The organism is Halobacillus aidingensis, from assembly GCF_900104185.1.
GTDB lineage: Bacteria > Bacillota > Bacilli > Bacillales > Halobacillaceae > Halobacillus > Halobacillus aidingensis.
Window position 1 is genome coordinate 34,382 of record NZ_FNIZ01000001.1, and the last position, 23,682, is coordinate 58,063.

General features: G+C 42.4%; 20 protein-coding genes and 1 other annotated feature. Of the genes, 11 read left to right on the top strand and 9 right to left on the bottom strand.

What is annotated here, in order from left to right; translation table 11 throughout:
* Window positions 1-190 precede the first annotated feature (190 nt).
* Genes ccpA through motS form a run of 3 tightly spaced genes read left to right on the top strand, consistent with a single transcriptional unit; the run spans window position 191 to window position 2,843 of the window.
* Window positions 191-1,189, top strand: a complete 999-nt coding sequence (gene ccpA, locus BLS23_RS00180) for a catabolite control protein A (RefSeq protein ID WP_089650500.1) — start codon at window positions 191-193, stop codon at window positions 1,187-1,189.
* Between the two features lie 51 nt (window positions 1,190-1,240).
* Window positions 1,241-2,068 (top strand): flagellar motor protein MotP, encoded by an 828-nt coding sequence (motP, locus tag BLS23_RS00185; protein WP_089650501.1) that lies wholly within the window; start codon window positions 1,241-1,243, stop codon window positions 2,066-2,068.
* Window positions 2,058-2,843, top strand: a complete 786-nt coding sequence (motS, locus tag BLS23_RS00190; RefSeq protein ID WP_089650502.1) for a flagellar motor protein MotS — start codon at window positions 2,058-2,060, stop codon at window positions 2,841-2,843. The genes motP and motS overlap by 11 nt, the downstream gene beginning before the upstream one ends.
* Before the next feature lie 49 nt (window positions 2,844-2,892).
* Here the strand turns inward: motS and BLS23_RS00195 are convergent, their stop codons facing one another.
* The 4 genes from BLS23_RS00195 to BLS23_RS00210 form a co-directional block, all read right to left on the bottom strand.
* Complete coding sequence (locus BLS23_RS00195; RefSeq protein ID WP_089650503.1) at window positions 2,893-4,065, bottom strand: acetoin utilization protein AcuC; 1,173 nt, start codon at window positions 4,063-4,065, stop codon at window positions 2,893-2,895.
* On the bottom strand, window positions 4,062-4,709 hold the full coding sequence (locus BLS23_RS00200) for an acetoin utilization AcuB family protein (RefSeq protein ID WP_089650504.1): 648 nt from the start codon (window positions 4,707-4,709) through the stop codon (window positions 4,062-4,064). Before BLS23_RS00200 ends, BLS23_RS00195 begins: the two co-directional genes overlap by 4 nt.
* Window positions 4,710-4,713: 4 nt before the next feature.
* A complete protein-coding gene (locus tag BLS23_RS00205; protein WP_089650505.1) occupies window positions 4,714-5,358 on the bottom strand; it encodes a GNAT family N-acetyltransferase in 645 nt (214 codons plus the stop codon).
* A 127-nt stretch (window positions 5,359-5,485) separates the two neighbouring features.
* Window positions 5,486-8,662, bottom strand: coding sequence for a transglycosylase domain-containing protein (locus BLS23_RS00210; RefSeq protein WP_089650506.1), 3,177 nt, complete (start codon window positions 8,660-8,662; stop codon window positions 5,486-5,488).
* 120 nt (window positions 8,663-8,782) lie between these two features.
* Window positions 8,783-8,990 (top strand) — a binding site (T-box leader).
* Window positions 8,991-9,080: 90 nt separating this feature from the next.
* Between BLS23_RS00210 and tyrS the strand changes: the two genes are divergently transcribed.
* Window positions 9,081-10,349, top strand: coding sequence for a tyrosine--tRNA ligase (gene tyrS / locus BLS23_RS00215; RefSeq protein ID WP_089650507.1), 1,269 nt, complete (start codon window positions 9,081-9,083; stop codon window positions 10,347-10,349).
* A gap of 160 nt (window positions 10,350-10,509) precedes the next feature.
* Here the strand turns inward: tyrS and rpsD are convergent, their stop codons facing one another.
* On the bottom strand, window positions 10,510-11,112 hold the full coding sequence (gene rpsD, locus BLS23_RS00220) for a 30S ribosomal protein S4 (protein ID WP_089650508.1): 603 nt from the start codon (window positions 11,110-11,112) through the stop codon (window positions 10,510-10,512).
* 622 nt (window positions 11,113-11,734) lie between these two features.
* Here rpsD and BLS23_RS00225 point away from each other — a divergent pair.
* Window positions 11,735-13,618: a sensor domain-containing diguanylate cyclase gene (locus BLS23_RS00225; RefSeq protein WP_089650509.1), complete on the top strand. Its 1,884-nt coding sequence runs from the start codon at window positions 11,735-11,737 to the stop codon at window positions 13,616-13,618.
* Window positions 13,619-13,660: 42 nt separating this feature from the next.
* Here the strand turns inward: BLS23_RS00225 and BLS23_RS00230 are convergent, their stop codons facing one another.
* Entirely contained in the window at window positions 13,661-14,140 is a 480-nt protein-coding gene (locus BLS23_RS00230; protein ID WP_089650510.1) for a GAF domain-containing protein, read from the bottom strand.
* 122 nt (window positions 14,141-14,262) lie between these two features.
* Here BLS23_RS00230 and refZ point away from each other — a divergent pair, with 122 nt between their 5' ends.
* Window positions 14,263-14,862, top strand: coding sequence for a forespore capture DNA-binding protein RefZ (gene refZ / locus BLS23_RS00235; protein ID WP_089650511.1), 600 nt, complete (start codon window positions 14,263-14,265; stop codon window positions 14,860-14,862).
* Here the strand turns inward: refZ and hisJ are convergent.
* The gene (gene hisJ, locus BLS23_RS00240; RefSeq protein WP_089650512.1) at window positions 14,852-15,655 is read right to left on the bottom strand and encodes a histidinol-phosphatase HisJ; all 804 of its coding nucleotides are present in this window, start codon (window positions 15,653-15,655) and stop codon (window positions 14,852-14,854) included. The genes refZ and hisJ overlap by 11 nt on opposite strands.
* A 159-nt stretch (window positions 15,656-15,814) precedes the next feature.
* On the opposite strand from hisJ, the gene ezrA reads away from it, so the two are divergent.
* The 5 genes from ezrA (at window position 15,815) to BLS23_RS00265 (ending at window position 22,126) form a co-directional block, all read left to right on the top strand.
* Entirely contained in the window at window positions 15,815-17,506 is a 1,692-nt protein-coding gene (ezrA, locus tag BLS23_RS00245; RefSeq protein ID WP_089650513.1) for a septation ring formation regulator EzrA, read from the top strand.
* Window positions 17,507-17,518: 12 nt separating this feature from the next.
* The gene (locus BLS23_RS00250; protein WP_089650514.1) at window positions 17,519-17,851 is read left to right on the top strand and encodes a hypothetical protein; all 333 of its coding nucleotides are present in this window, start codon (window positions 17,519-17,521) and stop codon (window positions 17,849-17,851) included.
* A gap of 120 nt (window positions 17,852-17,971) precedes the next feature.
* Entirely contained in the window at window positions 17,972-19,111 is a 1,140-nt protein-coding gene (locus tag BLS23_RS00255; RefSeq protein ID WP_089650515.1) for a cysteine desulfurase family protein, read from the top strand.
* 5 nt (window positions 19,112-19,116) lie between these two features.
* Complete coding sequence (gene thiI / locus BLS23_RS00260) at window positions 19,117-20,328, top strand: tRNA uracil 4-sulfurtransferase ThiI (protein ID WP_089650516.1); 1,212 nt, start codon at window positions 19,117-19,119, stop codon at window positions 20,326-20,328.
* 208 nt (window positions 20,329-20,536) lie between these two features.
* Entirely contained in the window at window positions 20,537-22,126 is a 1,590-nt protein-coding gene (locus BLS23_RS00265) for an amidohydrolase (RefSeq protein WP_208599152.1), read from the top strand.
* Window positions 22,127-22,351: 225 nt separating this feature from the next.
* On the opposite strand, the gene BLS23_RS00270 is transcribed toward BLS23_RS00265, so the two are convergent.
* The gene (locus BLS23_RS00270) at window positions 22,352-22,549 is read right to left on the bottom strand and encodes a hypothetical protein (protein ID WP_089650517.1); all 198 of its coding nucleotides are present in this window, start codon (window positions 22,547-22,549) and stop codon (window positions 22,352-22,354) included.
* Window positions 22,550-22,765: 216 nt separating this feature from the next.
* Window positions 22,766-23,569: an NAD kinase gene (locus BLS23_RS00275; RefSeq protein WP_089650518.1), complete on the bottom strand. Its 804-nt coding sequence runs from the start codon at window positions 23,567-23,569 to the stop codon at window positions 22,766-22,768.
* Window positions 23,570-23,682 lie beyond the last annotated feature (113 nt).

Consider the following 23,682-nt stretch of genomic DNA (forward strand, 5'->3'; position numbering starts at 1 on the left):
AATCGATGGAAATCTCAAGATCTGAGGTTACCTTTATCTTATTCATTTGCAGCGAAACGGCTATCCGTTATAATAATTAGGGTATAATAATACAGAGAAAAGCTGCGAATATTGCGCGGGTAAGCGATTTATCGTATGATTATCCTATTGAACAAAATGAACGATTGGAATTGACGAAGGAGGATGCATGATGAATGTAACAATATATGATGTAGCAAGAGAGGCTAATGTATCGATGGCGACGGTATCAAGGGTTGTGAATGGGAACCCGAATGTGAAACCGGCGACTCGGAAGAAAGTACATGACGCCATAGAAAGACTAGGGTATCGACCAAACGCTGTCGCTCGTGGATTAGCAAGCAAGAAAACGACAACCGTCGGAGTGATCATTCCTGATATCTCCAGTATTTTCTTTGCTGAACTCGCGCGCGGAATTGAAGATATCGCAACCATGTACAATTACAATATTATTCTGAGTAACTCTGATCAGAATAAAGATAAAGAACTTCATTTGATCAATGCCATGTTAGGAAAACAAGTGGATGGACTGATCTTCATGGGCGGAGATATTACTGAAGATCATATCCGTGAATTCAAAACTTCATCTGTCCCGATTGCACTGGCTGCAACGGTGGATGAGACAAAAGAAACTCCATCCGTAAATATTAATTATGAAGAAGCTGCATATGATGCAACGAAGGTGCTGCTTGAGAATAACAAACAAATCGCTTTTGTTTCAGGACCTGAAAATACGGTCATTAATACTGAAAAAGTAGAAGGCTTTAAACGTGCCATGAAGGAAAGTGGCGAGGACCAGCCGGAAAAATGGATGGTTACGGGTGATTACTCTTATGATTCTGGGCTCGAAGCTTTAGAACAGATCGTGGAGATGGACAACCAGCCAACTGCTATTTTCGTTTCTTCCGATGAAATGGCTCTTGGTGTCATACACGGGGCACAAGACCGCGGCATTCGTGTTCCAGAGGACATGGAGGTCTTTGGCTTTGATAACACCCGTCTAGCCACGATGGTACGTCCAACGCTTTCTACAGTGGTGCAACCAATGTATGATATTGGTGCGGTGGCCATGCGTCTTCTTACGAAATTCATGAATAAAGAAGAAGTGGAAGAACAGAACGTCATTTTGCCACATAGAATTATCGAAAGAAACTCAACTCAGCAAAAATAGTACCGATATATGTACTATAAGGTACTTGTTCGAAACTGAGGAGAGAGTGGAATGACAAAAAAAGATTTATTGACTCCCATCGGAATCACGGTTGGTTTTGCCATGGTCATGTTTGGGATCATGGCAAACGCCGGGTTCGGAGGGTTTAAGTCGTTTATTCAAGTGTCTTCGATCTTTATCGTTCTTGGGGGGCTTGCAGCAGCAATTCTAGTAAACTTCAATTTGAGTGAAGTAAAGCTGACGCTCCGTGTGACCAAAGAGGCTTTTAAAACGAGTGACATGAATTTAAGAGAATTGATTTCTTTGTTCGTGAGCTTATCTGAGAAAGCAAGGAGAGAAGGTTTACTTGCTCTTGAGACAGAACTGGAAGAAGTGGAAGATCCTTTTATTAAGAAGGGAATTCTTCTTGCTGTAGATGGAATTGAACCAGAGGTCATCAACGACATTATGAAAGCTGAAATCGTGGCCGTTGAGGAGCGTCATCAAAGAGGCAGAGCAATCATTGAGAAAGCAGGGGAGTATGCACCTGCTTGGGGAATGATTGGGACACTAATCGGACTTGTTCTCATGTTACAAAGCTTATCCAACCCTGCAACTCTTGGCCCTCAAATGGCTGTAGCACTGCTCACTACTTTTTACGGTACATTGCTTGCCAACCTCGTCTTTATCCCTTTGGCTGGTAAGCTTGAAAACAAAACTTATGAAGAAATATTCATAAAACAAATCATTATTGAAGGTGTCATTGGAGTTCAGTCTGGGCAAAACCCTAAAATCTTAGAAGAGAAACTGAGCGCATTTTTATCTGAAAGTGATAAAAAAGTAGAAGAAAAGGAACAACAAGAGGAAGATACATTAGGAGCTACGGCTAATGAATCTTAAGCGAAGAAAGGATAAAAAGAAAGGTGCACCTAAATGGATGACTACATATGCGGATATGATCACATTGGTGCTCGTGTTTTTCATTCTTTTATTCTCCATGTCTCAAATTAACCTAGTGAAATTTGAAGCCATAGCAGAGTCCTTTCGTAATCGGATGATTTTTGATTTTTATCCATCGGCTATTGAGAGCGACTATCCTACAGAACAGACGAAGATTCAAGAAAATGGGGAGAAAAATAATGAGTTTGAAGACCCCACACAAAACCCGGATCATGTGGCATCTAATGAGGCTGAGCAGACGGAAGATCTTGAAGAATTAAAAAAAGAAGTTGATGAATACTTAAAGGAAAACGAACTCAGTGACATCATTGCTGCCACTCAAACAGAGCGGGGTGTCGTACTGGTATTAGAAGAACAATTGCTGTTTGAAACGAGCCGTGCTGAAATTCTGGATGGGGCGAAACCTTTTTTGACGAAAGTCGGGACACTGTTAACGAACATTCCTAATTTCGTGAAAGTGGAGGGTCATACCGATAACCGTCAGATCAACACTTATCGTTATCCTTCAAATTGGGAGTTATCTGGTGCTAGAGCAAGCAGCGTCATACGCTATATCATTGCCAATACGGAAGGCTTAGATGCCAAACGTTTTACTGCCGTCGCTTATGGGGACACAAGACCGGTAGCACCGAATGATTCGGAAGAGAATTGGAGTAAAAACCGGAGAGTGGAAATTGTGATTCTTGATCCGGATTATGAAAGCTCCTCTACTTAATAAAGAAGCCACTACTGAAAAGAGTCTCTTAGTAGTGGCTTCTTTATTATTACATAGAATTGAATTTTTTTTGATTGTGGATTAGTTGTAAGGCTTTGGCCAACACTTTTTTGTTTTTTTCCGTTATTTCTTCCCGGCGTGGAATTGGCTTGAAAGCATCAGGTGGATCATGCCATGTTTCCATCAAGTTCACAGGCGCTTCCTTTTGCCATTTTTGAACCCATTCCACTGGTAAGGAACCTCGGAAAGGGGTTTGATCGCTCATTACTTTCCAAATTTGTGCCCACGCACGTGGGACCACTCTCCAGATGTCATATCCGCCACCTCCGAGAGCAATCCATTTCCCTTCACAATATTCGTGAGCGAGTTCATGAGCTAATTTGGGAATGGCTTCGTAAATTTTCATTGTGGAGCATAAATGAGTTAAAGGATCAAAATGGTGGGCATCCGCACCATTTTGTGTAAGAATGACATCCGGTTTGAAAAAATCGACAATTTCTCTGAAAGCGGATTCATAAACACTTAAAAAAGATTCATCTTCTGTAAAAGCATCGATTGGTATATTGAATGAGTAGCCGTAGCCTTCTTTTAATCCACGTTCATTCACGTTTCCAGTGCCTGGAAAGAGGTATCGCCCTGTTTCATGAATGGAAAAAGTGCATACGTCCGGGTCATCATAAAATGCCCACTGCACACCATCCCCATGGTGCGCATCGGTATCCACATACAGGACTTTAGCCTTGTACTTTTCTCGTATATATTTAATCCCAACGGCTCCATCGTTATAGATGCAAAATCCAGAAGCTTTACGTTCAAAACCGTGGTGCAAGCCACCGCCAAGGTTCAATGCGTGCTGCACGTTTCCATCCATTACTGCATCTATTGCAGATAATGTACTCCCGACAAGCAACTGAGACGCTTTATGCATGCCTTTGAAAATCGGAGTATCTTCGGTACCTATCCCATACTCCATACCTTCATCTTCTGTCAATAACCCTTGCCCTGCTTTTTTGACAGCTTCGATATACTTTTTACTGTGCGCCAGCGACAATTCTTCTTCTGTAGCCAATCGTGGAGCAATAATGTCCTTTTCAGATAACGCACCTGCAGCTTCTAACAATTCTTTTGTCATTACCACACGCATTTGATTGAAAGGATGATCGTCTCGAAAGCGGTATGTCGTAAATTCTTCGGAATACACAAATCCAGCATGACACGTCATGATGGAATCCCTGGCATTTGAGGCCACAGAACTTCGTAACCTTCAGATTTTAAGTCCTCAATCGTAGGCAAGGGATTCATTGTTTGAATTCTCACGACAATGATTTTATATTTAGGGTCAGGTTTATAAGGATAGATGAGGACAGAGCTGATATTCACTTTTCTTTTACCGAACACTTGAGTGACCTGTGGAAGTATTCCAGGTTTGTTGATCACTTTCACTTCAATCTGTGAACTTTGAACGTGTGTGCCTGTCAGTTGAATGAGCGTGTACAACATATCCTTTTCAGTAATAATTCCGACCAGTTTTTCATCTCGAGTCACGGGGACACAGGCAATTTCCTGCTCATAAAAGATCGATGCCACTTCCTCTACGAAATCCAGTGGGTGGACCGTTGTCACGGGTGAGGTCATGACGGATCGAATTGGATTTTTCAGCTCTTCATGATCGGTTTCTTTGTCAAAGATTGAAGGGCTTGCATCTCTGACATCACGGTCTGAGACGATGCCAATGACTTCATTTTCTTCGTTGATGATTGGGATATGGCGAATGTGATGTTCGTGAAGGAGTTTCAGAGCTTTTTCAATGGTTTCTTCAGGAGAAAGGGTAATGACTTTCTCTTTCATGATTTCTTCCACTAACATATAACTACCTCCTCGTCCGGTATTGATGTCTTGTTAAGAACCTCAATTTATCAAATTGTTCCACAGAAGAATCGGAGACATGGCGTCCTATTTTCACCATCAAGCAATTTGCAGGATGGGATATAATTTCTGGATCATCGGTTGGAGAAGGAGTGAGTCCACCCGCTGCCATCATTTTTTCCATGACTTTTCGATAGTCCCAAATATTCAGCCCCGTTCCTTTGAGATCCCAGTGCCAATAATATTCGGTAGAAATGATGATATAGTTTTCCATATACTCATCCATCATGGAGACTCTCAATAGACGTGAGCCGATCCGATAGCCACGGAACTCTGGAATGACTTCAATAGCCCCAAGCTCTATGAGATCTTCCATACTGCCTTCTGACCATCGTTCTAGAGGGTCTGGATGCAGATAGGTTACATATCCAATGATTTCTTCATTGTGCCTTGCGATAATAATGCGACCTTCTTCAAAGTCTGCAATCCCTTTAATGGCCTCGAATTGTTTTTCTGGAGGACGGAAGGCCGTCAAACCTTCATGGAATGTGTATTTCTCAAGATCTTCAGAGGGTAATGGACCTTCTACGATGACAGGTCCATGTTCTGTGTCAAATGCCTCGTAATGATAGGTCTTTTCATGATTCATTCAGCCACCACCTGTCATAGATTAATAGATTATTTTACTAATTTCCTCCATTATACATGAAACCATGCTTGTTTTTCATGATGAATAAAAAATCCGACCGGCAAGCCGATCGGATTTTATTTATTGTTTAATTTTCCTGAGAGTCTGATCCATCATCTGATTCGGAATCATTTCCTCCTGAACCATCACCAGATCCAGAGCCTTCACCAGAACCGGAACCATCTCCAGTGCCATCGCCGGAGCCTTCTCCGCCAGAATCATCTCCGGAGTCGTCGTCTCCGGACCCACTATCTCCTGAATCATTATCTCCTGAATCATTATCTCCAGTTTCATCGTCACCATTTGATTCTCCACCATCTGAATTCTCTTCACCAGAGTTACTCTCTCCAGAATCATTTCCGTTTGAACCATTAGAGTTTCCGTTTCCATCATTGGATGATCCGTTGTTGGAAGAGCCATTCTCTGAGTTGGAACTTCCTCCAGAGTTATTGGATGAGGTGTCTTCATCATCCGAAGGTTCTGGTGCGCCAGGATTACCTACCGTCGTCGTTCCGGATAATCCTGATGATTGGCCGAAGTAATCGACGGCTCTTACAGCATAAATCCCGCTTCCTCCTGAGTAGCCGAGGGAGTTGTCTGTCGTATTTCCAATAAACGTGAAGGATCCCCCTGGAGTAGAAGCGCGATAGACGCGGTATCCTACAACATCGCTACTAGATGAAGGTGTCCAAGAAATTGCTGATCCACTGGCACTTACGGAACCTGGTGCCGCTGGTGCCTGTCCATCATTATCGATGGAAGAAGCTGTTGATCCTATACTTTGTGTGGAAGGAAGAGCCACATTGGACCATGCCCCTGAGTTCGGTAAGAGTTCTCTTAGTACTTCAGAGCTTGTGTATCCATTTTCTTCTAAGAATTCAGGGCTGAGTGTAACCCCGCCACCATCGATAATAAATTCGCCAGGCGTATTCGGACCTGCTACGACCAGCTGATCTTTGACGCGTACAAAGTCACCGCTGATCAAGCTGTCATCTACTTTCGTTGGTGCATAGTCAGCATCGTAGAGATCGCTCTTGGCAAGACCGACAGAGGAACATAGATCAGATGCCAGCAAACCTGATGTTGCACAATAAGAACGTGTGACCAATCCGCCAGGGCTCTGAAAATCGTTCTCTGGAACCATCAACTCTGGGCGGATTTCAGAAACAGCATTGACAACATCTGCCCATAAGCCTTGCGTACGCTGGTTATAGTTCAAGTGCTGCATGTTTCCTTCGGCAAAACCTGTCCACATTCCGACCGTGACATTAGGGTTTGTCGCTACAAACCAAGAGTCCTTGGTTGATTGGGATGTTCCGGTTTTTCCGGCCCAGTCAACGCCTCGGTTATACAACATACCACGGACCCTGGATCCTGTTCCGTATTCCAATACATCACGCATGACATCAACAGTAAGGTAAGCCGCTTGTGGGCTGTACACTTCTGTTTCTTCTACCTGATGTTCGTAGATTTTTTCTCCATCTTTCGTTTCAATTTTTTCAATCATATATGCATCGACAAATTTACCCATGTTTCCAAATGTTGCATAGGCATTTACGTTGTTTTCAACAGTGATTCCGTACGTAAGACCACCAAGCGCCATCGACTCGCTCGTGTAGTCGGCTTTGACTAAATTTTCTTCCATTCCCATTTTAACCAGATAGTTTTCTACAGGCTCTTGAGATTGTATACTTTTGTATTGTTTTACTGCTGGCACGTTATAAGATTGGGCAAGAGCATAACGCGCAGAAACAAAACCTCTATGGTTTCTCGAGAAGTTACGAACTTCTTTCCCGCTATCATAGTAGTATGGAACATCTGCAATGACTGAGCCAGGCTGAGCTGCCCCCATGTCAAAACTCGGTCCATATACAAGGAGCGGCTTCATTGTACTACCGTTCGAGCGGCGGGCTTGGGTTGCGTGGTTGAGATTTTCTTCTTCAAAATCATATCCACCGATGAAACCGTGAATTTTACCTGTAGAGTTTTCGATAATCATACTCCCCAGCTGAAGAGGAGAGTCAACCTTTTCTTCCTGCCCATCACTGTTCAAGACCGTTTCTTGCCCCCAAGGCCAGTTTCCTTCCGTATAGGAATCTCTCACTTTCTGCATGGCGTCATAGACTTCTTTGTCTAGTGTTGTATGAATCTGGTAACCACCGGAAGAAAGTTCACGCTCTGCCATAGTGTTATATTCCTCACGTAAGGCTTCATCTTCTGAGAGGTCTTTTTCTGTATGACCGTTCTGCTTCATCAAGTGATCTTTTATTAAGTCTTTTGCTCTTTTGTGCACTTCCTGGTTAATGGCAGGATAAGTACCTAGAACAGTAGCTTTTGGATCTGTTAATGTTTCTTCATTGATTTGGAACTTCATCGCCTCATCATACTCTGCCTGAGTGATGTACCCGGCCTCATGCATACGTTCCAGAACTTCGTGCATGCGGTCGATTCCCGCTTCTAAATTTTCAGGTTCTTTAATAGATCCGTCATTATAGAAAGGGGTATATCCGAACGGGGATTGAGGCAATCCTGCAATATAAGCGGATTGTGCTAAAGTTAAGTCTTTGGCATCAACACCGAAAAGGCCTTGAGCGGCAGTTTGTACGCCTGCCACATTTTGTCCATTCGCATTTCTGCCAAAAGGTACGATGTTTAAGTAGGCTTCCAGAATCTCATCTTTATCTAAGAATCTTTCAATTCTCAAAGCCAGCAGCATTTCCTTGGCTTTACGTTCAAACGATACTTCGTTCGTCAGGATTTGGTTTTTGACCAGCTGCTGGGTCAATGTACTTCCACCTGTTTTTACGGAGGAGTTGGTCACTTCTTGAACGACGGCTCGCATGACCGCTTTAGGAACCACACCTTTGTGTTCTCCGAAATATTCATCCTCTGTAGCAATCACAGCATTTCTCAAATCTTCACTGACCTGTTCCAATTGGACTTCCTCACGATAGAGATCTGACCTGACGTCTCCAATCTCTGTTTTTCCATCATTGAATAACATGGTCGAGGTCTCTGAATAGTTATAAATGGTTTCTTTCATTTGTTCTTCGCTTCTGACCTCTTCATCTTTCACAAGAGAAGCAAAATAGCCGGCGCCTACACCACCTGCGAAAAATAACCCGATAACACCGATGATGATAAAAAATAAGATGACGTTCCATACGACATCATAGGTGATCCGGCCATTTTTCTGGATGGTGCCACTCTGCCATAAAGAGCGTATATCCAGCTTTTTTCGCCCGTTTTCCGGTTTATTAGACATGATAATACCTCCTAAAAAATCCACCAATATTATAACATACCCAGGGCATATAGGATATAATTCTACCCCTGGTTTATTGCTTTTTGGATTGTGTTGTGATAAATATATACGTAGATGAATATATGTGCGTTGAAGGACTGGAGTAAAAAACAATTCCCTGTCTCAGAGAACCGGCGGTGGGTGAGAGCCGGTACACAGTTGTTTTTGAATTACGACCTGGAGCATTCTTCTGGTATGAATCAGAAGACGGTGAAATGCCGTTATCGATCGGAGTGGCACATCATACGTGTGTGCAACAAGGGTGGTACCGCGAGACCTCGTCCCTTTTCACAAGGGGTGAGGTCTTTTTTTGTTTTCAGAAAATTCATCTCTGAGACCTTAGCACAAGTCTACTTATAACAGATTGAGGAGTGATCCAATGGATATTTTGAAGGATTTGCAACAACGTGGTTTGATCAACCAGATGACAGACGAAGAAGGATTGAAAAAGCACCTCGAAACGGAACAGGTAACGCTTTACTGTGGGTTTGATCCGACAGCGGACAGTCTTCATATTGGGCATCTGCTTCCAGTACTTATGTTGAAAAGGTTCCAACAAGCAGGACATCGTCCTATAGCACTTGTTGGCGGCGGTACAGGCATGATCGGGGACCCGAGCGGCCGATCAAGTGAAAGACAACTGAACAGTGCAGAGGTTGTTCACGGGTACAGTGAAAGTATTAAAGAACAATTGGCGAGAATCCTGAATTTTGATGAAGGTGAAAATGCAGCGGTAGCACGTAATAACCATGAGTGGTTATCACAAATGACAATCATTGATTTCCTTCGAGATACAGGAAAACATTTTGGAATCAATTATATGTTGGCAAAAGATTCTGTAGAGTCTCGTATTGAGCAGGGAATCAGCTATACAGAATTCTCTTACATGATCTTGCAGTCTCTTGACTTCCAACAGTTGTATCAAAAAGAGAATTGCACGCTTCAAATCGGTGGAAGCGATCAGTGGGGGAACATTACCGCGGGGCTTGAATTGCTGAGACGATCTGCTGCAGGAGAAGAAGAAGTGGAAGCCTATGGTTTGACTGTTCCATTGATTACGAAAGCGGATGGATCGAAGTTCGGGAAGACAGCTGGTGGAGCGATCTGGCTAGATCCTGAGAAAACGTCCCCTTACGAATTCTATCAGTTCTGGATCAACGCGGATGATCGTGATGTGATTCGCTTCTTGAAGTATTTCACGTTCTTAAGCTTGGAAGAAATTTCAGAACTAGAAAAAGAAGTAGAAACTCAACCAGAAAAACGTGTGGCTCAACGCCGTCTAGCTGAAGAAATGACAAAGCTCGTCCATGACGAGGAAGCATTGAAACAGGCGGAGCGCATATCTGCTGCTTTATTCAGCGGAGATATCAAGACATTATCAGGTGCAGAAATTGAGCAAGGCTTCAAAGATGTTCCGACTTACAAGTCTGAAGAAAAAGAGCCACAGCTGTTGGACCTTCTTGTAAATGCTGGCATTTCCTCTTCCAAGCGTCAGGCACGTGAGGATATCGGAAATGGTGCTGTTTATATTAACGGAGAACGTAACCAAGATCTTAAACATACGATTGGTGAGGAAGATCGCATCGAGGATCGCTTTACCATTATCCGTCGCGGAAAGAAAAAGTACTTCTTGGTTAAGTTCCAATAATAAAAGTAAGAGGCAGACCACTTCGGTCTGCCTCTATGTTTATGGTGAGAATACCAGCTTTTCCGGTATTTTATTTTCTGTCCTGACAATAATAAAAACGCCTTTGAAATGTGAGTAACATTCCAAAGGCGTTTTTGTCGTAATTCTGCTAAAGCAGAGATTAACGAGAGTAGAATTCAACGATAAGAGCTTCGTTGATTTCAGAAGGAAGCTCAGAACGCTCAGGGAAACGAGTGTACGTTCCTTCACGCTTGTCTTCGTCGAAAGTAAGATATTCTGGTACGAAGTTATTAACTTCGATTGCTTCTTCTACGACGTTAAGCTTTTGAGATTTTTCACGAAGGCTGATCGCTTGACCAGGAGCTACGCGGTAAGATGGGATATCAACGCGACCGCCATCTACAGTAACGTGACCGTGAGTAACTAGCTGACGAGCTTGGTTGCGCGTACGAGCTAGACCTAGACGGTAAACAAGGTTATCCAAACGGGATTCAAGTAGGATCATGAAGTTTTCACCGTGGATCCCCTTCATGTTACCCGCTTCTTCAAACAAGCGACGGAATTGACGCTCAGTCAAACCGTACATGAAACGAAGCTTCTGCTTCTCTTGTAGTTGAAGACCGAATTCGGATAGTTTTTTACGTTGGTTTGGACCATGTTGTCCAGGAGCGTAAGGGCGCTTTTCAAGCTCCTTACCAGTTCCGCTTAAAGAAATACCATAACGACGTGATTTTTTCCAGGTTGGACCTGTATAACGTGCCATAGGAATTTCCTCCTTTTTATTTTATTTTGCATAAAATAAAAACAGTGTGTCCCTTCGATCATTGCTCATTATGTTTTCATGCACCTTCGCCCCAGCAGCAGAGAGTTACACGATGCACCTCAAATAGAGGAACAAAATGATGACAATGGTGGTTCACATAGGCTGCCATTTATTTTACACAACGAATATTGTAATCTTATTAGGGATGGAAGTCAAGGGGATCGAAATAAAAAATGATGATAGGGAATTGGTTAGATGATAATGAAAACACTGTAATCATTATATTTCACGATATTTGAAATAAGAACTCTAGGTGATAGTGAGGGGAAGGGATCCCTGAATCATCTTCAGTTCTATAATTTTCATTAATCTTATATCTTTGTAAGGTTACTTACTATTACTCCCTATTGGTCCTCTCTGTTTTGAAGAAGCGTTTTTCTCACAAAAGAAGGTACGACTTAAGGGTAAAGTTCAAAGATAGATGATTCTAACCAAAGAGAAATAGAATGATATAATAGTGAACAGTTTATAAAGATCTTTTTACATATTCATGGTCGTTTTTGTGATTAAAGTAATGGTACAATATACTCAAAACGTTTGTTAGGGAAGATAGGTGAGTCGAATGATTGTCCAATCCCTCATAAAAAAGAGAATTGAAAAACTACAAAGCCGTCTGTTCCAATACTTTATTTCAGAATCACCCTTTACCTATGAACAGTTTGTTGTCAACCTGACTGATGAAATAAAAAAGTTTTCCGAAGCTTCTTTTTGTGCCATTTATTTGCTGGATGTGTGGAAAGGTCGTTTTCAAATACATTCAAAGGATGGGGTTGTGAAAGAATCATTAAGAAGTCACTTTTCTCTGGATGATTTATATACCCAAACGAAAAGTCAATCAGACGTGCAACACATCATCGATGCAAAAGCAGTTGGTTCTTCTTTAAGAGTCACCTCGCTACATTCTGGGCAAACGATCTTTGGATATCTAGTTCTGAAGGGGACGTCTGCTGTACAGATGGAGGAGGAGTTGCTGCGGGCTGTTAGTTCAGAGGTTACGAAATGTATAAAAAAGGTCGAAGGCTTTTACACGTCCATGGAGGAAGAGAAAAAATACGAGTTGTTATACAAAGTGACTTCTCACTTCCATTCCTCTATTGATACAGATGGAGTGTTAAAAGAAATTATAGACACCCTAAGAAAAACCTATCCAGATTTTCAATACTTTTTATTGTTGTCGAATGATTATACGAAAGATAATGATCTCCCTGTCCGCGAGCTCACCTACGATATGGACCTTGAGTCAAGTGCAAGTACACAGGCCTATATAACAGGAGAAGTACAAATTGAAGATCACCTAGTAGAAAAGTGCTCGATTTTATATGCTCCGCTTAAAGGTAAACAAGGCATCTATGGAGTATTGAAGGTTGTGACCCCTGGGTATTTATATTTTCCTAAAAAAGATGTCGAATTTTTCATCTTCATAGCAAACACAGCTGGGAAAGCTCTTGAAAATGCCCAGCTTTACCAGCAATCAAGAAAGTTAAACAGTGATCTGCAATTAATTAACTCCACCTCACAAAAACTCAACTCCAACATGCGATTAACTGAAAAGATTAGTTATATGGCGTATAAAATTCAACAGTCTTTTCATGCGGATGAAGTTGGTTTTGTTACGTATGAAGAACTTTCAAGTCATCACGTTCTTGAGGGGAGTACAGAATACTTTGCTTCATCCGAATCAAGTACGCTGGTGCATTATGTGAAAGAATCCGTATGTCATCAAGATGCCCCACTTTTCATAAGTGATCTGGAGACGAAACCGATTGAACATGTACCCCAATATCGTTCTTTGATGGCCGTGCCAATGAAAGATCACGAACATATCAGCGGTCTTGCCATTGTCCTCCATAAAGAGCCGTATTATTTTACGTTTGAGTCCTTCAAACTTCTGCAATCGCTTGTCGCCCATTCTACGCTGGCATTTGCGAATTCAATCCTGAGAGAAGAGTTGGAGAAGGCAGTCATCACTGATTATCTAACAAAACTTCATTCCAGGGTTCACTTGGACCATTGTGTGGAACAACATGTCAAGGATGATGAGAAGGGTTGTCTGATTCTATTTGATATTGATAATTTTAAAAACATCAATGACACCTATGGCCACCAGGTAGGCGACGAGGTCATTTGCCAGGTGGCTGATATCATCAAGTCAGTCATTGGGGGTCAAGGTCTTTCCGCACGGTGGGGAGGGGAAGAACTCGCGGTATACCTTCCAATGCTTCCATCTGAAAAAGCCCATGATTTAACTGAAATGATTCGTGAAAAGATTGCGATTTCGACTTCCCCTGGTGTAACGGTTTCCTGTGGGATTGCTCCGTGGAAGGCAGAATGGCTCAGGCCGAACCGGAAGCAGATTGTCCAACAGGCGGACCAAGCTTTATATAAAGCTAAAAGTTCTGGAAGAAACCGAATTGTAACGGCTCATCCTATTAAAGAGAGAAGCTAAAAAAGAAGCCACTGGAGTGAAAAACACTTCAGCGGCTTCTTTTTAAATATAATTTTGTAAAGTTTGTACGAATTCGACTAGTTTCTCCTCATCCACTTCATCGAATCTTCCTTTGGAAGGACTGTCGATATCAAGGACACCAAAAATTTCATCACCTTTTACAATAGGGACAACAATTTCAGATTGACTTGCGGCATCGCAGGCGATATGGCCTGGAAACGCATGAACATCTTCAATGCGCTGAACTTTGTTATCGGCTACTGCTGTTCCGCAAACCCCTTTACCTGATGGAATTCGAACACATGCAGGAAGGCCTTGAAAAGGGCCAAGAACAAGCTGGCTTTCTTTCCACAAATAAAAGCCGACCCAATTGACATCATCCAAGAACTGGTTGAGAAGGGAGGATGCATTAGACAAGTTTGCGATTTGATCGGGTTCGTCCTCGATGAGAGCTTTTAATTGTTTAATGACCAGATCGTATTTTTCTTTTTTTGAACCTGTATAAGAAGTGGTTTGAAACATCAATATACCTCCTGAGTTTATAGTATTCGACAAAAAACAGAATTTTCTGTCGGTATTTGATGGACGATTGCAAGCAGGAAATCCAACAAATAGAGAGAATCTTTTCCTGAGGGGGAAAAATAATGAGCCGACCAAATGTAACGCGTGACAAAGTATTAGATGTTGCCTGCCGCCTTTTTTACAGCCAAGGTTTCAATGGAACATCCGTCCGAGATATCGCGAAGGCAGCTAATGTAAATGTCTCGTTGATCCATTACTACTTTAAGAGCAAGCAAGGCCTTTTTGAATCGCTCGCCGTCAGCTATTTTGAGCCCTATCTTGAAATGCTGGAAAACGAGCAACCCTCAGAAGGCGAATATCGTCTAAATGATTTAGTGAAAAAAATTCTACATTATAAACAGTCGAATTATCAACTATCTTGTTTGTTAAATAGGGAGCTGACGTTGAACACAACGTTTGCAAGAGAAATGCTTGTCACTTATTTGGCGAAAGAGAATCATTTACTTACTCAAATTCTTTTCCATAAAAACTCCCATATTGATGTCACGTTCAAAGAAAAGCTATGTTTACTACAACTAAAGGGATTATTAAACGCTCCGTTCATGATGCCACATGAGTTTAAAGATCCATTTATTACAGACGCTTCTCTTAATCATTTTGTAGAAATGTATAGCGGGCTAATGAACGATCACCGTTCCGTCCAGGAGCTTGCTAAAGCTTGAGAAGCTGAGAGTCGATAGAATCGTATCCTTGTCCGAGCCCTGCTGCCGTATGAGCATCAGAACCATAGATTAAAGGTATGCCCATAGAAGAGGCTTGTCTGGCCGTTTGTAATGGCGGATAAGTCTCTTTGCAATGTTCTTTCACTACTCCTGCCCCGTTATAATCAAGGGTATATCCATGATCCTGAACGAGTTCGAGGAACGAATGAGCCTGCTTTTCCCAATTTTCCGGTGCGGGATAGAGGTATTGGAACTTCTTCACAAGCGTCATATGTCCGACACGGTTCGGTTTGTATTCACCTAACTCACTGAGAACCGATTGGTTGAGCGTGTTGTAGTAGGCTTGGTAAAGTTGATCGATTCCACCGAAATCATGGATGGCTTCTCTATACATGTCCGGGCTGTAGTCGATACAGTACCACTGACTATGACCTTTTAAGAAGTGAACAGATAGGATGCTGTCATCAAGAGAGGGTCCATAGGTATTTAGAAAGCTTTCCACCTCTTTTTCATACCCTTCGATATAATCTACTTCAAATCCTTTCTGAATGTAAATTTCCCGTTGGTACTCTGTTTTTAGCCGGTCGATTTCCTTTAAATATTCTTCCACTTGTCGAAAAGACATCCCGCTATCCTTGTCTGGAACGGGATCTTCAAATGTGGAAGGAAGCGGCGCGTGCTCTGTGAAAGTCATGGATTGATACCCACGTTTTATGGCTTGTTCAATGTAACTTTTAAGGGTGTCTGAAGAGCCATGGGGGCAATAAGGTGTATGGATGTGACCATCAATCATAGTCGTCTCTCCTTTGTGCTTGAATTTTTTGTCAATATGATAATAAATTTGAAATATTTTAGCCAAAAGGATGTTTTACATGGTATCATTATAAACAACTAAATCACAATTCGGAACGTAATACATCCGTATGGCACGTTTATTGTAAGGAGGCTATTTATGAAGTACGTCATCGGGGCTATTTTACTACTCATCGCATTGTTCATCATAGGGCTGATCTGGCGGAAAAAGGTCTATGATGAAGTGGATCGCCTGGAAGGTTGGAAAATGGATATCATGAACCGGCGCGTCACCGAAGAATTATCCAAAGTGAAAAGTTTAAACCTTTCTGGTGAGACTCAGGAAAAGTTCGAAGCGTGGCGGGCTCGTTGGGATCAAATTTTGACAAAAGAGCTGCCTGAGCTGGAGGAAGACCTTTTCGATGCAGAAGAAGCGGCGGATCGCTATCGTTTTAAACGCGTTAAAGTCGTCTTGGCAAACACAGAGAAAAAGTTAGTAGCCATTGAGGAAGACATTAAAATGATGCTTCAAGAACTGGAAGACCTCCTTGATTCTGAAAAGCAAAGCCGTTTGGAAATTGAATCGATGCAGCCGGAATTGAAAGAACTTACTAAACTCCTTATTCAAAACCGCCATCAATATGGCAAAGCGGTCCGTGTTTTTGAACAAAGAGTGGGTGAATTGAAGGATAAGCTCAGTGAATATGAACAGTTAACCGATCAAGGGGATTACATCGAAGCCAATACCCTTGTGCAAACGATACGTCAAGAGACTACACAATTGCAGGAGGATGTCCATCACTTCCCTGATCGTTTGAAACAAGTGAAGATTGAATTACCTGAACAGCTGAAAGAGCTTAAAAGCGGTGTGGAAGAGATGAAGGCGGAAGGTTACCGCATCTCTCATTTCGATTTTCTTCCAGAGTTACATAACTATGAGCGGTCTCTGGAGGAAATGCTTGTGCAAATGGAGCAGGGAGACCAATCAGGGATTGAAGATGCTTTAACAGAAATTCAAACAAGAATCCAGGAAATGTATCAGCTGCTAGAAAGAGAAGCAGTGGCTCATCATTATGTGGAGAAGCAATTTGTACCACTTAAAGCTCAGTTGGATGAGTTGGAATATGTTTTGGCGGACACGGAGCGGGAATTAGAGGAAATACAACAAACGTATCAAGTGGAGGAAGGACATTTGGAGTCTCACCGAAGCTTGATCAAGTGGTTTAATCAAATGCGCAAACGCGTAACGAGTCTCGATTTCAGACGAGCAGATGGAGAAACCTCCTACGCCCTTCTCCGTGAAGAAGTGGAAGATACGGAGAAACAATTGCAAGAGCTCGAAGAACAGCATGGGTATTTCCATGAGCGTGTTCAAAACCTGAGAAAAGATGAACGAGAAGCTAAGCAGAAAATGACGAAGATGGAAAGCCTTCTTTTAGATACTCATCGTCGATTGAAGAGAAGCAATATCCCAGGAATCCCCACATCCATCTATGAAGATATGAAAGCAGCGAGCCATAAAGTGGATGAGGTATTTCAAAGTCTTGAAGCACAGCCGCTTGATATGGCTGTAGTCAATGAAAAACTGGATGAGGCAATGGAAATGACAGAGCAGTTGAGTCAGGATGCTGAAAAGATTATGGAAACAGCTCAGCTTGCAGAACGAGTGATTCAATGCGGCAATCGCTATCGAAGCAAATATCCAATCTTAGCAGCTAAACTCCTTGAAGCAGAGGAAAAATTCAGGTCTTATCACTATGATCAAGCACTGACGCTTGCTACAGAGGCCATTAAAGAAGTGGATCCGGCCGCGCTGTCCAAAATTGACAAAGAGGAAGAAGTCCTGGTTTAGGAAGTGGTTCAGTTGAAGAAGCGAATCATCATCGGATTAATTTCGGGAACAGTTCTCATATGGTCAAGTGTTCTTGCGGTTTTTTTTCTGACTTCGAATGCGAAGGTTTTAGATAGCAAGGAGCATGGTTTTACTAGGTCCATCCATACTGAAGGCAAAAGCTTGAATGATCAAATATCCGCTGATTTTTTTGAAAGAAACATAGAAGTGGACAATGAGGTACGAACGATCATTGGAGAAAAAACATTGACGAAAGACTGGGTCAACGATGTTCGTGAAGATGGAAAACTAAGTATCGATACCCTCCTTGAATCTCTTGAATTAAATGATACCGACAATAGTTAGGGTGAAGAGCATCTGCATAAAGCAGATGCTCTTTTATTGTTAATAGGGCAGGTGTTTCATTTGACTTCGTGTTATGATAAAATAATGAGCTGCAATTCGAAAATAAAGGAGTCAAAGCCCATGATTTACCTAGATAACAGTGCCACAACTCATCCACACTATGAAGTGTTGGAGAGTTTTCAAAAGGTCGCAGACCAATATTTTGCCAATCCCTCATCCGTTCATCGTTTCGGGAGTGAGGCTGAACGTCTATTGGATCGGTCGAGGAAACAAGCGGCCCAGCTTTTGAGCGTCGATCCTCAGGAAGTGATTTTCACATCCGGGGGGACCGAAGGAAATAACATGGCGATCAAAGGGATTGCGCTTCAACATCAAAATAGAGGGAAACATTTAGTTACGACTCTGATTGAACATCCTTCTGTGATGGAAGCATTCAAGGCACTGGAAACATTGGGTTTTGAAGTCACTTATATAAATGTTGATCAGAACGGGAAAGTTAATCCCGAAGATATTCAGCAAGCGTTAAGAGACGATACGATTCTTGTCAGCGTGATGAGTGTGAACAATGAGCTTGGTACCATTCAGCCCGTTCAAAAAATCGGGGAACTGCTCAAGGCTTACCCTAAAGTATTCTTTCATGTCGATCATGTTCAAGGGTTAGGAAAAATAGAGCTTTCCGTTAAAGAATGGGGCATTGACCTTTGTACCCTTTCCGGGCATAAGATTCATGGATTGAAAGGGACCGGGGCTCTACTCATGCAAAAGCATGTGCGTGTTTTTCCTCTGTTGCATGGAGGAAGCCAAGAAGCAGAGGTCAGAGCGGGAACAGAAAACCTACCTGGAACGGTAGCGTTTGTAAAAGCCCTGCGGCTGCTTCATGAAGATCACAAACAAAAAGTCAACCACTTACGTAGAATGAGAACAATACTATGGGAAGGGCTTATGCTTCGAGACTATTGTAAAATCAATTCACCGGAGGACGGGGCCCCTCATATAATAAATTTTTCCATTCCAGGATATAAACCCGAAGTCATTATTCACGCCCTAGGGGAAGAAGGGATTTTCATTTCCACTAAATCTGCCTGTTCTTCCAAACAGCCGGACGTGAGTGCTGTACTCAAGGCGTGTAACTTGGATTATGAGCGGACGACTTCTGCTTTACGCGTTAGTCTTTCTACAACGAATGAAAAAGATGAAATCGATCTGTTTTTGAAAAAGTTAGATCAAACAGTTGAAAACTTACAAGCGACGATGGGGTGAGCATAATGAATTTCGATCGGATTATGATTCGGTACGGTGAAATGGCGTTGAAAGGGAAAAATAGACGTGCATTTGAACAAAAACTGCAAAGCAATATTGCCATAAAGCTGAGAAAATATCCAAATACAACGATAAAGAAAACTCAAGGGCGCATGTTTGTCCTGCTGAATGGGGAAAAACCTCATGAAGTAATGAAAGAATGCCAGGAAGTATTCGGTATCCACAGCCTTAGTTTCGCTGTGATGGTGGAAAAAGAAGAAGAGCAAATGAAAGAAGCTGTGATGCTGGCATTTCATGACGCAAGGAATGCTCGCACGTTCAAGATATCATCAAAGCGTACGGACAAAACTTTCCCTATCCCTTCACAGGAGCTTAACCCATTATTAGGTGGACATATCCTGCGTCAAACGGAAGATGTAAAGGTCGATGTGCATAATCCTGATGTAGAAATAAAAGTAGAAGTTCGTCATGAGGGATGTTATGTTACGGCACAAGATTACCCAGGAGCGGGTGGTTTGCCGGTTGGTACGACAGGGAAGAGTTTGTTGATGCTTTCAGGCGGAATTGATAGTCCGGTCGCAGGTTATCTGACAATGAAACGCGGAGTTGAAATCGAAGCGATTCATTTCCATTCGCCTCCATACACAAGCGAACGGGCGAAACAGAAAGTCATCGATCTTGCTCAAGCTTTATCCAAGTTCGGTTCGAGAGTGAAAATTCACGTCATTCCATTTACGGCAATCCAGCAAAAAATTCATCGTGAAATGCCAGAAGGTTACAGCATGACAATCATGCGCCGAATGATGATGCGGATCAGTGAACAAGTGGCCGCTAGAAATGAACTTCTCTCCATCACTACAGGTGAAAGCTTAGGACAAGTAGCCAGTCAGACGATGGAAAGCATGAATACCATCAATGAGGTTACCAATTACCCAATTATCAGACCGCTTGTTTCTATGGACAAAATAGAGATTATTGATATTTCCAGGAAAATTGGAACGTATGACATTTCCATCCGCCCTTTTGAAGATTGCTGTACAGTTTTTGTGCCGAAAGCACCTAAGACGAAACCCACACGAAAAAATGCCAATTATTATGAATCTAATTCAGATTTCACCCGTGATATTGAAAAAGCATTGGAAGAATCCTATATCGTTGAAGTCTCCCCGGATCGACAATCGGGTCAACAAGACGACGAATTTGATGATTTACTGTAAATCATTTATCCTCTGGCCTCAAAGGCCAGGGGTTTTTTATTGTCTAGGAAATAATTAAATCTTAAGCTGTAGATCAATCGGTCGAAACTTGAACATTTCGCTACTGTAGCCCAGATACTTCTGTTTGCTCTTTCAATGGCTTGTACTTCAATTCTGTCCACATATAGATTATGGTATAGATAAAAGGAAGAAAGAGGGAGTGTTAAAAGTGAAGCTCTGGTATGGTGGAAAAATATATACGATGAAAAAAGAAGGAGAATGGGTGGAAGCGATTGTGACTTCCGGGGGAAAGGTGAAAGCAGTTGGCGATACACAGCTTTTATATCAAACCTACAAAGATCAAATCACAGAAGAACACGATTTAAAAGGGGCTGTCATGTATCCTGGATTTACGGATAGTCATTTACACATCATCGGCCATGGGGAACGCCTAATGAGGCTTGACCTTTCGTTTATGAAGTCGGCAGAAGAAGTGAAACAGGCGTTACAACAACATGCAGAACAACTGCAGCCTGGAGAATGGATCATTGGTGATGGTTGGAATGAAAATCAATGGGAAGAAAAACGCATCATACATAAAGATGAGCTTGATGAAATTTCTTCCGAACACCCGATGATGCTGACAAGGGTATGCCGACATGCCTTACTAGCTAACACAAAAGCGATGAACATGGCTGGAATTAAGAAAAGCACCCCAGATCCGCAGGGAGGGGTAATCGTAAGAGACGATCAAGGGGATGCGACTGGATATTTCCATGATCAGGCACAGGAACTTATTAAAGGTGCCATGCCTGAAGTTACACCTGAGTATCTAAGAAAAGCCACGGACTTAGCTGTTATGGATATGCATTCTTTTGGTCTTGTAGGCGGCCATAGTGAAGACTTGAATTATTATGGTGGTTTCAGAAAAACGTACGACGCTTTTCTGCATGTCATTGATGGAAAGGAAACAAAATTCCGGGCCCACCTTCTCATTCACCATGGTGTGATTGAACAGGTAGATCAAGAAGGGCTGGGATTCAAAAAAGGGACCAATTTTGTAGAATTAGGGGCGTTGAAAATTTTCTCTGATGGAGCGTTAGGCGGTAGGACGGCATGGTTAAAAGATGCGTATGCAGATGATCCGGAAAATCATGGAGTGGCCATCCACACGAATGAAGAGCTTGATCAACTTGTGAAAGAAGCAAGGAAAAGAGACATGCCAGTGGCTGTACACGCCATTGGTGACGGAGCTGTCGAAGCGGTGGCCAACGCCATTGCGTCCAATCCTCTTAAGAATGGGGAACGTGACCGTATTATTCATGCGCAAATTCTAAGTCCTGCGTTAATTCACCAATTGCAGCGCTTAAATATCGTTTTGGATATTCAGCCAACATTCGTTGCATCTGACTTTCCGTGGGTCATTGAACGCCTGGGGAACTTAAGGTTGAAAAATTCCTACTCCTGGAAAACGCTGTTGGATGCAGGAATTAAGTGTGCGGGAGGATCGGATGCCCCTATAGAGGAAATCAACCCTCTGCTTGGCATAAGAGCAGCCGTAGACAGAAGGGCATCTTATGATCACGCCGTTTATCAATCGGAAGAGAAGCTTACCGTTTATGAAGCCATTTCTCTTTATACGAAAGGGAGTGCTCAAGCGATCCACAAGGAGAATGAACAAGGGATGATTCAGGAAGGGTTCCTTGCTGACTTTACAGTATTAGATAGGGATCTTTTTGCATTGAAATCTCATGAACTCGCAGACGCTACGGTTACTATGACCGTTGTAGACGAAGAAATCGTATATCAGCGCTCCTGATTGCTTATCAAAACAAGTTATTAAACTATATGGCAGGATTGTGGAAGACTTGATTTCGAGATATTTGTGTGAGTGGATCGGGGCGGCAGGGAATGACTCGCTTTCCGCGGGAGCCGCGATGAGCCTCCTCGGGCTCCGTCCTGCGGGGTCTCCCCATTCCCCTCCGCCCCTTTATATTATGAGGTTCTCGAAATCTTTCTTAAAATAAACGGCCGAAATCTGAAATTAAGTTTTGATCAACCATGTCGTTTTAGTGATTTCAACCATAGAAACTGCACCAATAAGGCGAGGAAAAAGGGTCTGGGAAACGTCCGCATGTAAACCTAAAGGAGACATGAACGTGTGTGTTTTCTCTACTAACTGATCCAAAACAATCCAAATCGTCGTTTCCCTGACCCCGTATCCATGGCTAGGAATCGTCATTCATTATTTCATCTAGGCAAGGCTTCCTTTGACTTTTGATAGGTGCTCTTAGCAGTCCAATGGAAAGCGAGCGGTTTCCATTCGCCGCTATTCACTCATCAAACATCCCGAAACTTTGTCTTCCACAATCGGGAGCTTATCTGATAATATGGATATTTTTAACTAAAAAGGAACTTCCGATGTTTTGGAAGTTCCTTTTTCAGGTGTTAAAAGATATTATAGGAACGTACGTTTCACGCGGTCCCAGTACGTATTGTTTTTAAGTTTAACAGTCTTTATGACGTTTTCACTGAGGTTGATCGTGACGTCGTGAATGTTACGAACGGAAAAGGCTTCGTTATCCATGCCAATAATCGGATGGTCATTTCCATCTTGGCGGACTTTGAGTTTTAATGATCGTTCTCCGCTTAAAATAAAGGAAGAGCCGAGGGTACGGTAGCGGTTATTGTTAAGTGAAGCAAGCTCACTGATCTGGAAACACGGAAGTTTCGGATCCACAACCGCACCGTTGATGGATTTATTGTAAGCGGTGCTTCCAGTAGGAGTGGCAATTATTAAGCCGTCTCCACGGAAGGTTTCAAAATGCAAGTCATCGATGTGGACATCAATGACGATTGACTTGATCAACGTTGAGCGGACACTGCATTCATTAAGGCACATGAATGTGGATTCATTATTGATTGTTGTTTCAATGACTGGGAAGCGGCGTACTTCAACTTCAGAATTCGTCATCGCATCGATCATTTCATCATGATCATCGATGTCGAAGTCACAGTAAAGCCCTGCCTCATGCCCGGTTCGGATGCCTACATACAGGCAGTCTTGACGGAAACCGGTCTTACGAACAGCTTGCAAGAAGGTGCCATCTCCGCCTACAGCGATGATGATGTTAGCATCTGTGGAATTTTCAACGATATGAAAATCGTTGTCGCGAGCGAGTTGGAATAAGGACTCCAATTTATCATTTAATTCTTCCGTTTGTTGATAAAAAAAGTATAAATTTCTTCGTTGGTCGTTCATCTAGCATCCTCCTCTTATGTATAGCTTGATGTCATTTTATCATTTCATTCTTGAAACCGCACACAATTTTCAAACAAATCGGGAAAGTTTAACATTGTTGAATTGAAGGGTGG

Excerpts from the sequence above, each read along its gene's own strand:
- ccpA (WP_089650500.1), top strand. The coding sequence starts at position 191 with ATGAATGTAACAATATATGATGTAGCAAGAGAGGCTAATGTATCGATG.
- motP (WP_089650501.1), top strand. The coding sequence starts at position 1,241 with ATGACAAAAAAAGATTTATTGACTCCCATCGGAATCACGGTTGGTTTT.
- motS (WP_089650502.1), top strand. The coding sequence starts at position 2,058 with ATGAATCTTAAGCGAAGAAAGGATAAAAAGAAAGGTGCACCTAAATGG.
- BLS23_RS00195 (WP_089650503.1), bottom strand. The coding sequence starts at position 4,065 with ATGACGTGTCATGCTGGATTTGTGTATTCCGAAGAATTTACGACATAC.
- BLS23_RS00200 (WP_089650504.1), bottom strand. The coding sequence starts at position 4,709 with ATGTTAGTGGAAGAAATCATGAAAGAGAAAGTCATTACCCTTTCTCCT.
- BLS23_RS00205 (WP_089650505.1), bottom strand. The coding sequence starts at position 5,358 with ATGAATCATGAAAAGACCTATCATTACGAGGCATTTGACACAGAACAT.
- BLS23_RS00210 (WP_089650506.1), bottom strand. The coding sequence starts at position 8,662 with ATGTCTAATAAACCGGAAAACGGGCGAAAAAAGCTGGATATACGCTCT.
- tyrS (WP_089650507.1), top strand. The coding sequence starts at position 9,081 with ATGGATATTTTGAAGGATTTGCAACAACGTGGTTTGATCAACCAGATG.
- rpsD (WP_089650508.1), bottom strand. The coding sequence starts at position 11,112 with ATGGCACGTTATACAGGTCCAACCTGGAAAAAATCACGTCGTTATGGT.
- BLS23_RS00225 (WP_089650509.1), top strand. The coding sequence starts at position 11,735 with ATGATTGTCCAATCCCTCATAAAAAAGAGAATTGAAAAACTACAAAGC.
- BLS23_RS00230 (WP_089650510.1), bottom strand. The coding sequence starts at position 14,140 with ATGTTTCAAACCACTTCTTATACAGGTTCAAAAAAAGAAAAATACGAT.
- refZ (WP_089650511.1), top strand. The coding sequence starts at position 14,263 with ATGAGCCGACCAAATGTAACGCGTGACAAAGTATTAGATGTTGCCTGC.
- hisJ (WP_089650512.1), bottom strand. The coding sequence starts at position 15,655 with ATGATTGATGGTCACATCCATACACCTTATTGCCCCCATGGCTCTTCA.
- ezrA (WP_089650513.1), top strand. The coding sequence starts at position 15,815 with ATGAAGTACGTCATCGGGGCTATTTTACTACTCATCGCATTGTTCATC.
- BLS23_RS00255 (WP_089650515.1), top strand. The coding sequence starts at position 17,972 with ATGATTTACCTAGATAACAGTGCCACAACTCATCCACACTATGAAGTG.
- thiI (WP_089650516.1), top strand. The coding sequence starts at position 19,117 with ATGAATTTCGATCGGATTATGATTCGGTACGGTGAAATGGCGTTGAAA.
- BLS23_RS00270 (WP_089650517.1), bottom strand. The coding sequence starts at position 22,549 with ATGACGATTCCTAGCCATGGATACGGGGTCAGGGAAACGACGATTTGG.
- BLS23_RS00275 (WP_089650518.1), bottom strand. The coding sequence starts at position 23,569 with ATGAACGACCAACGAAGAAATTTATACTTTTTTTATCAACAAACGGAA.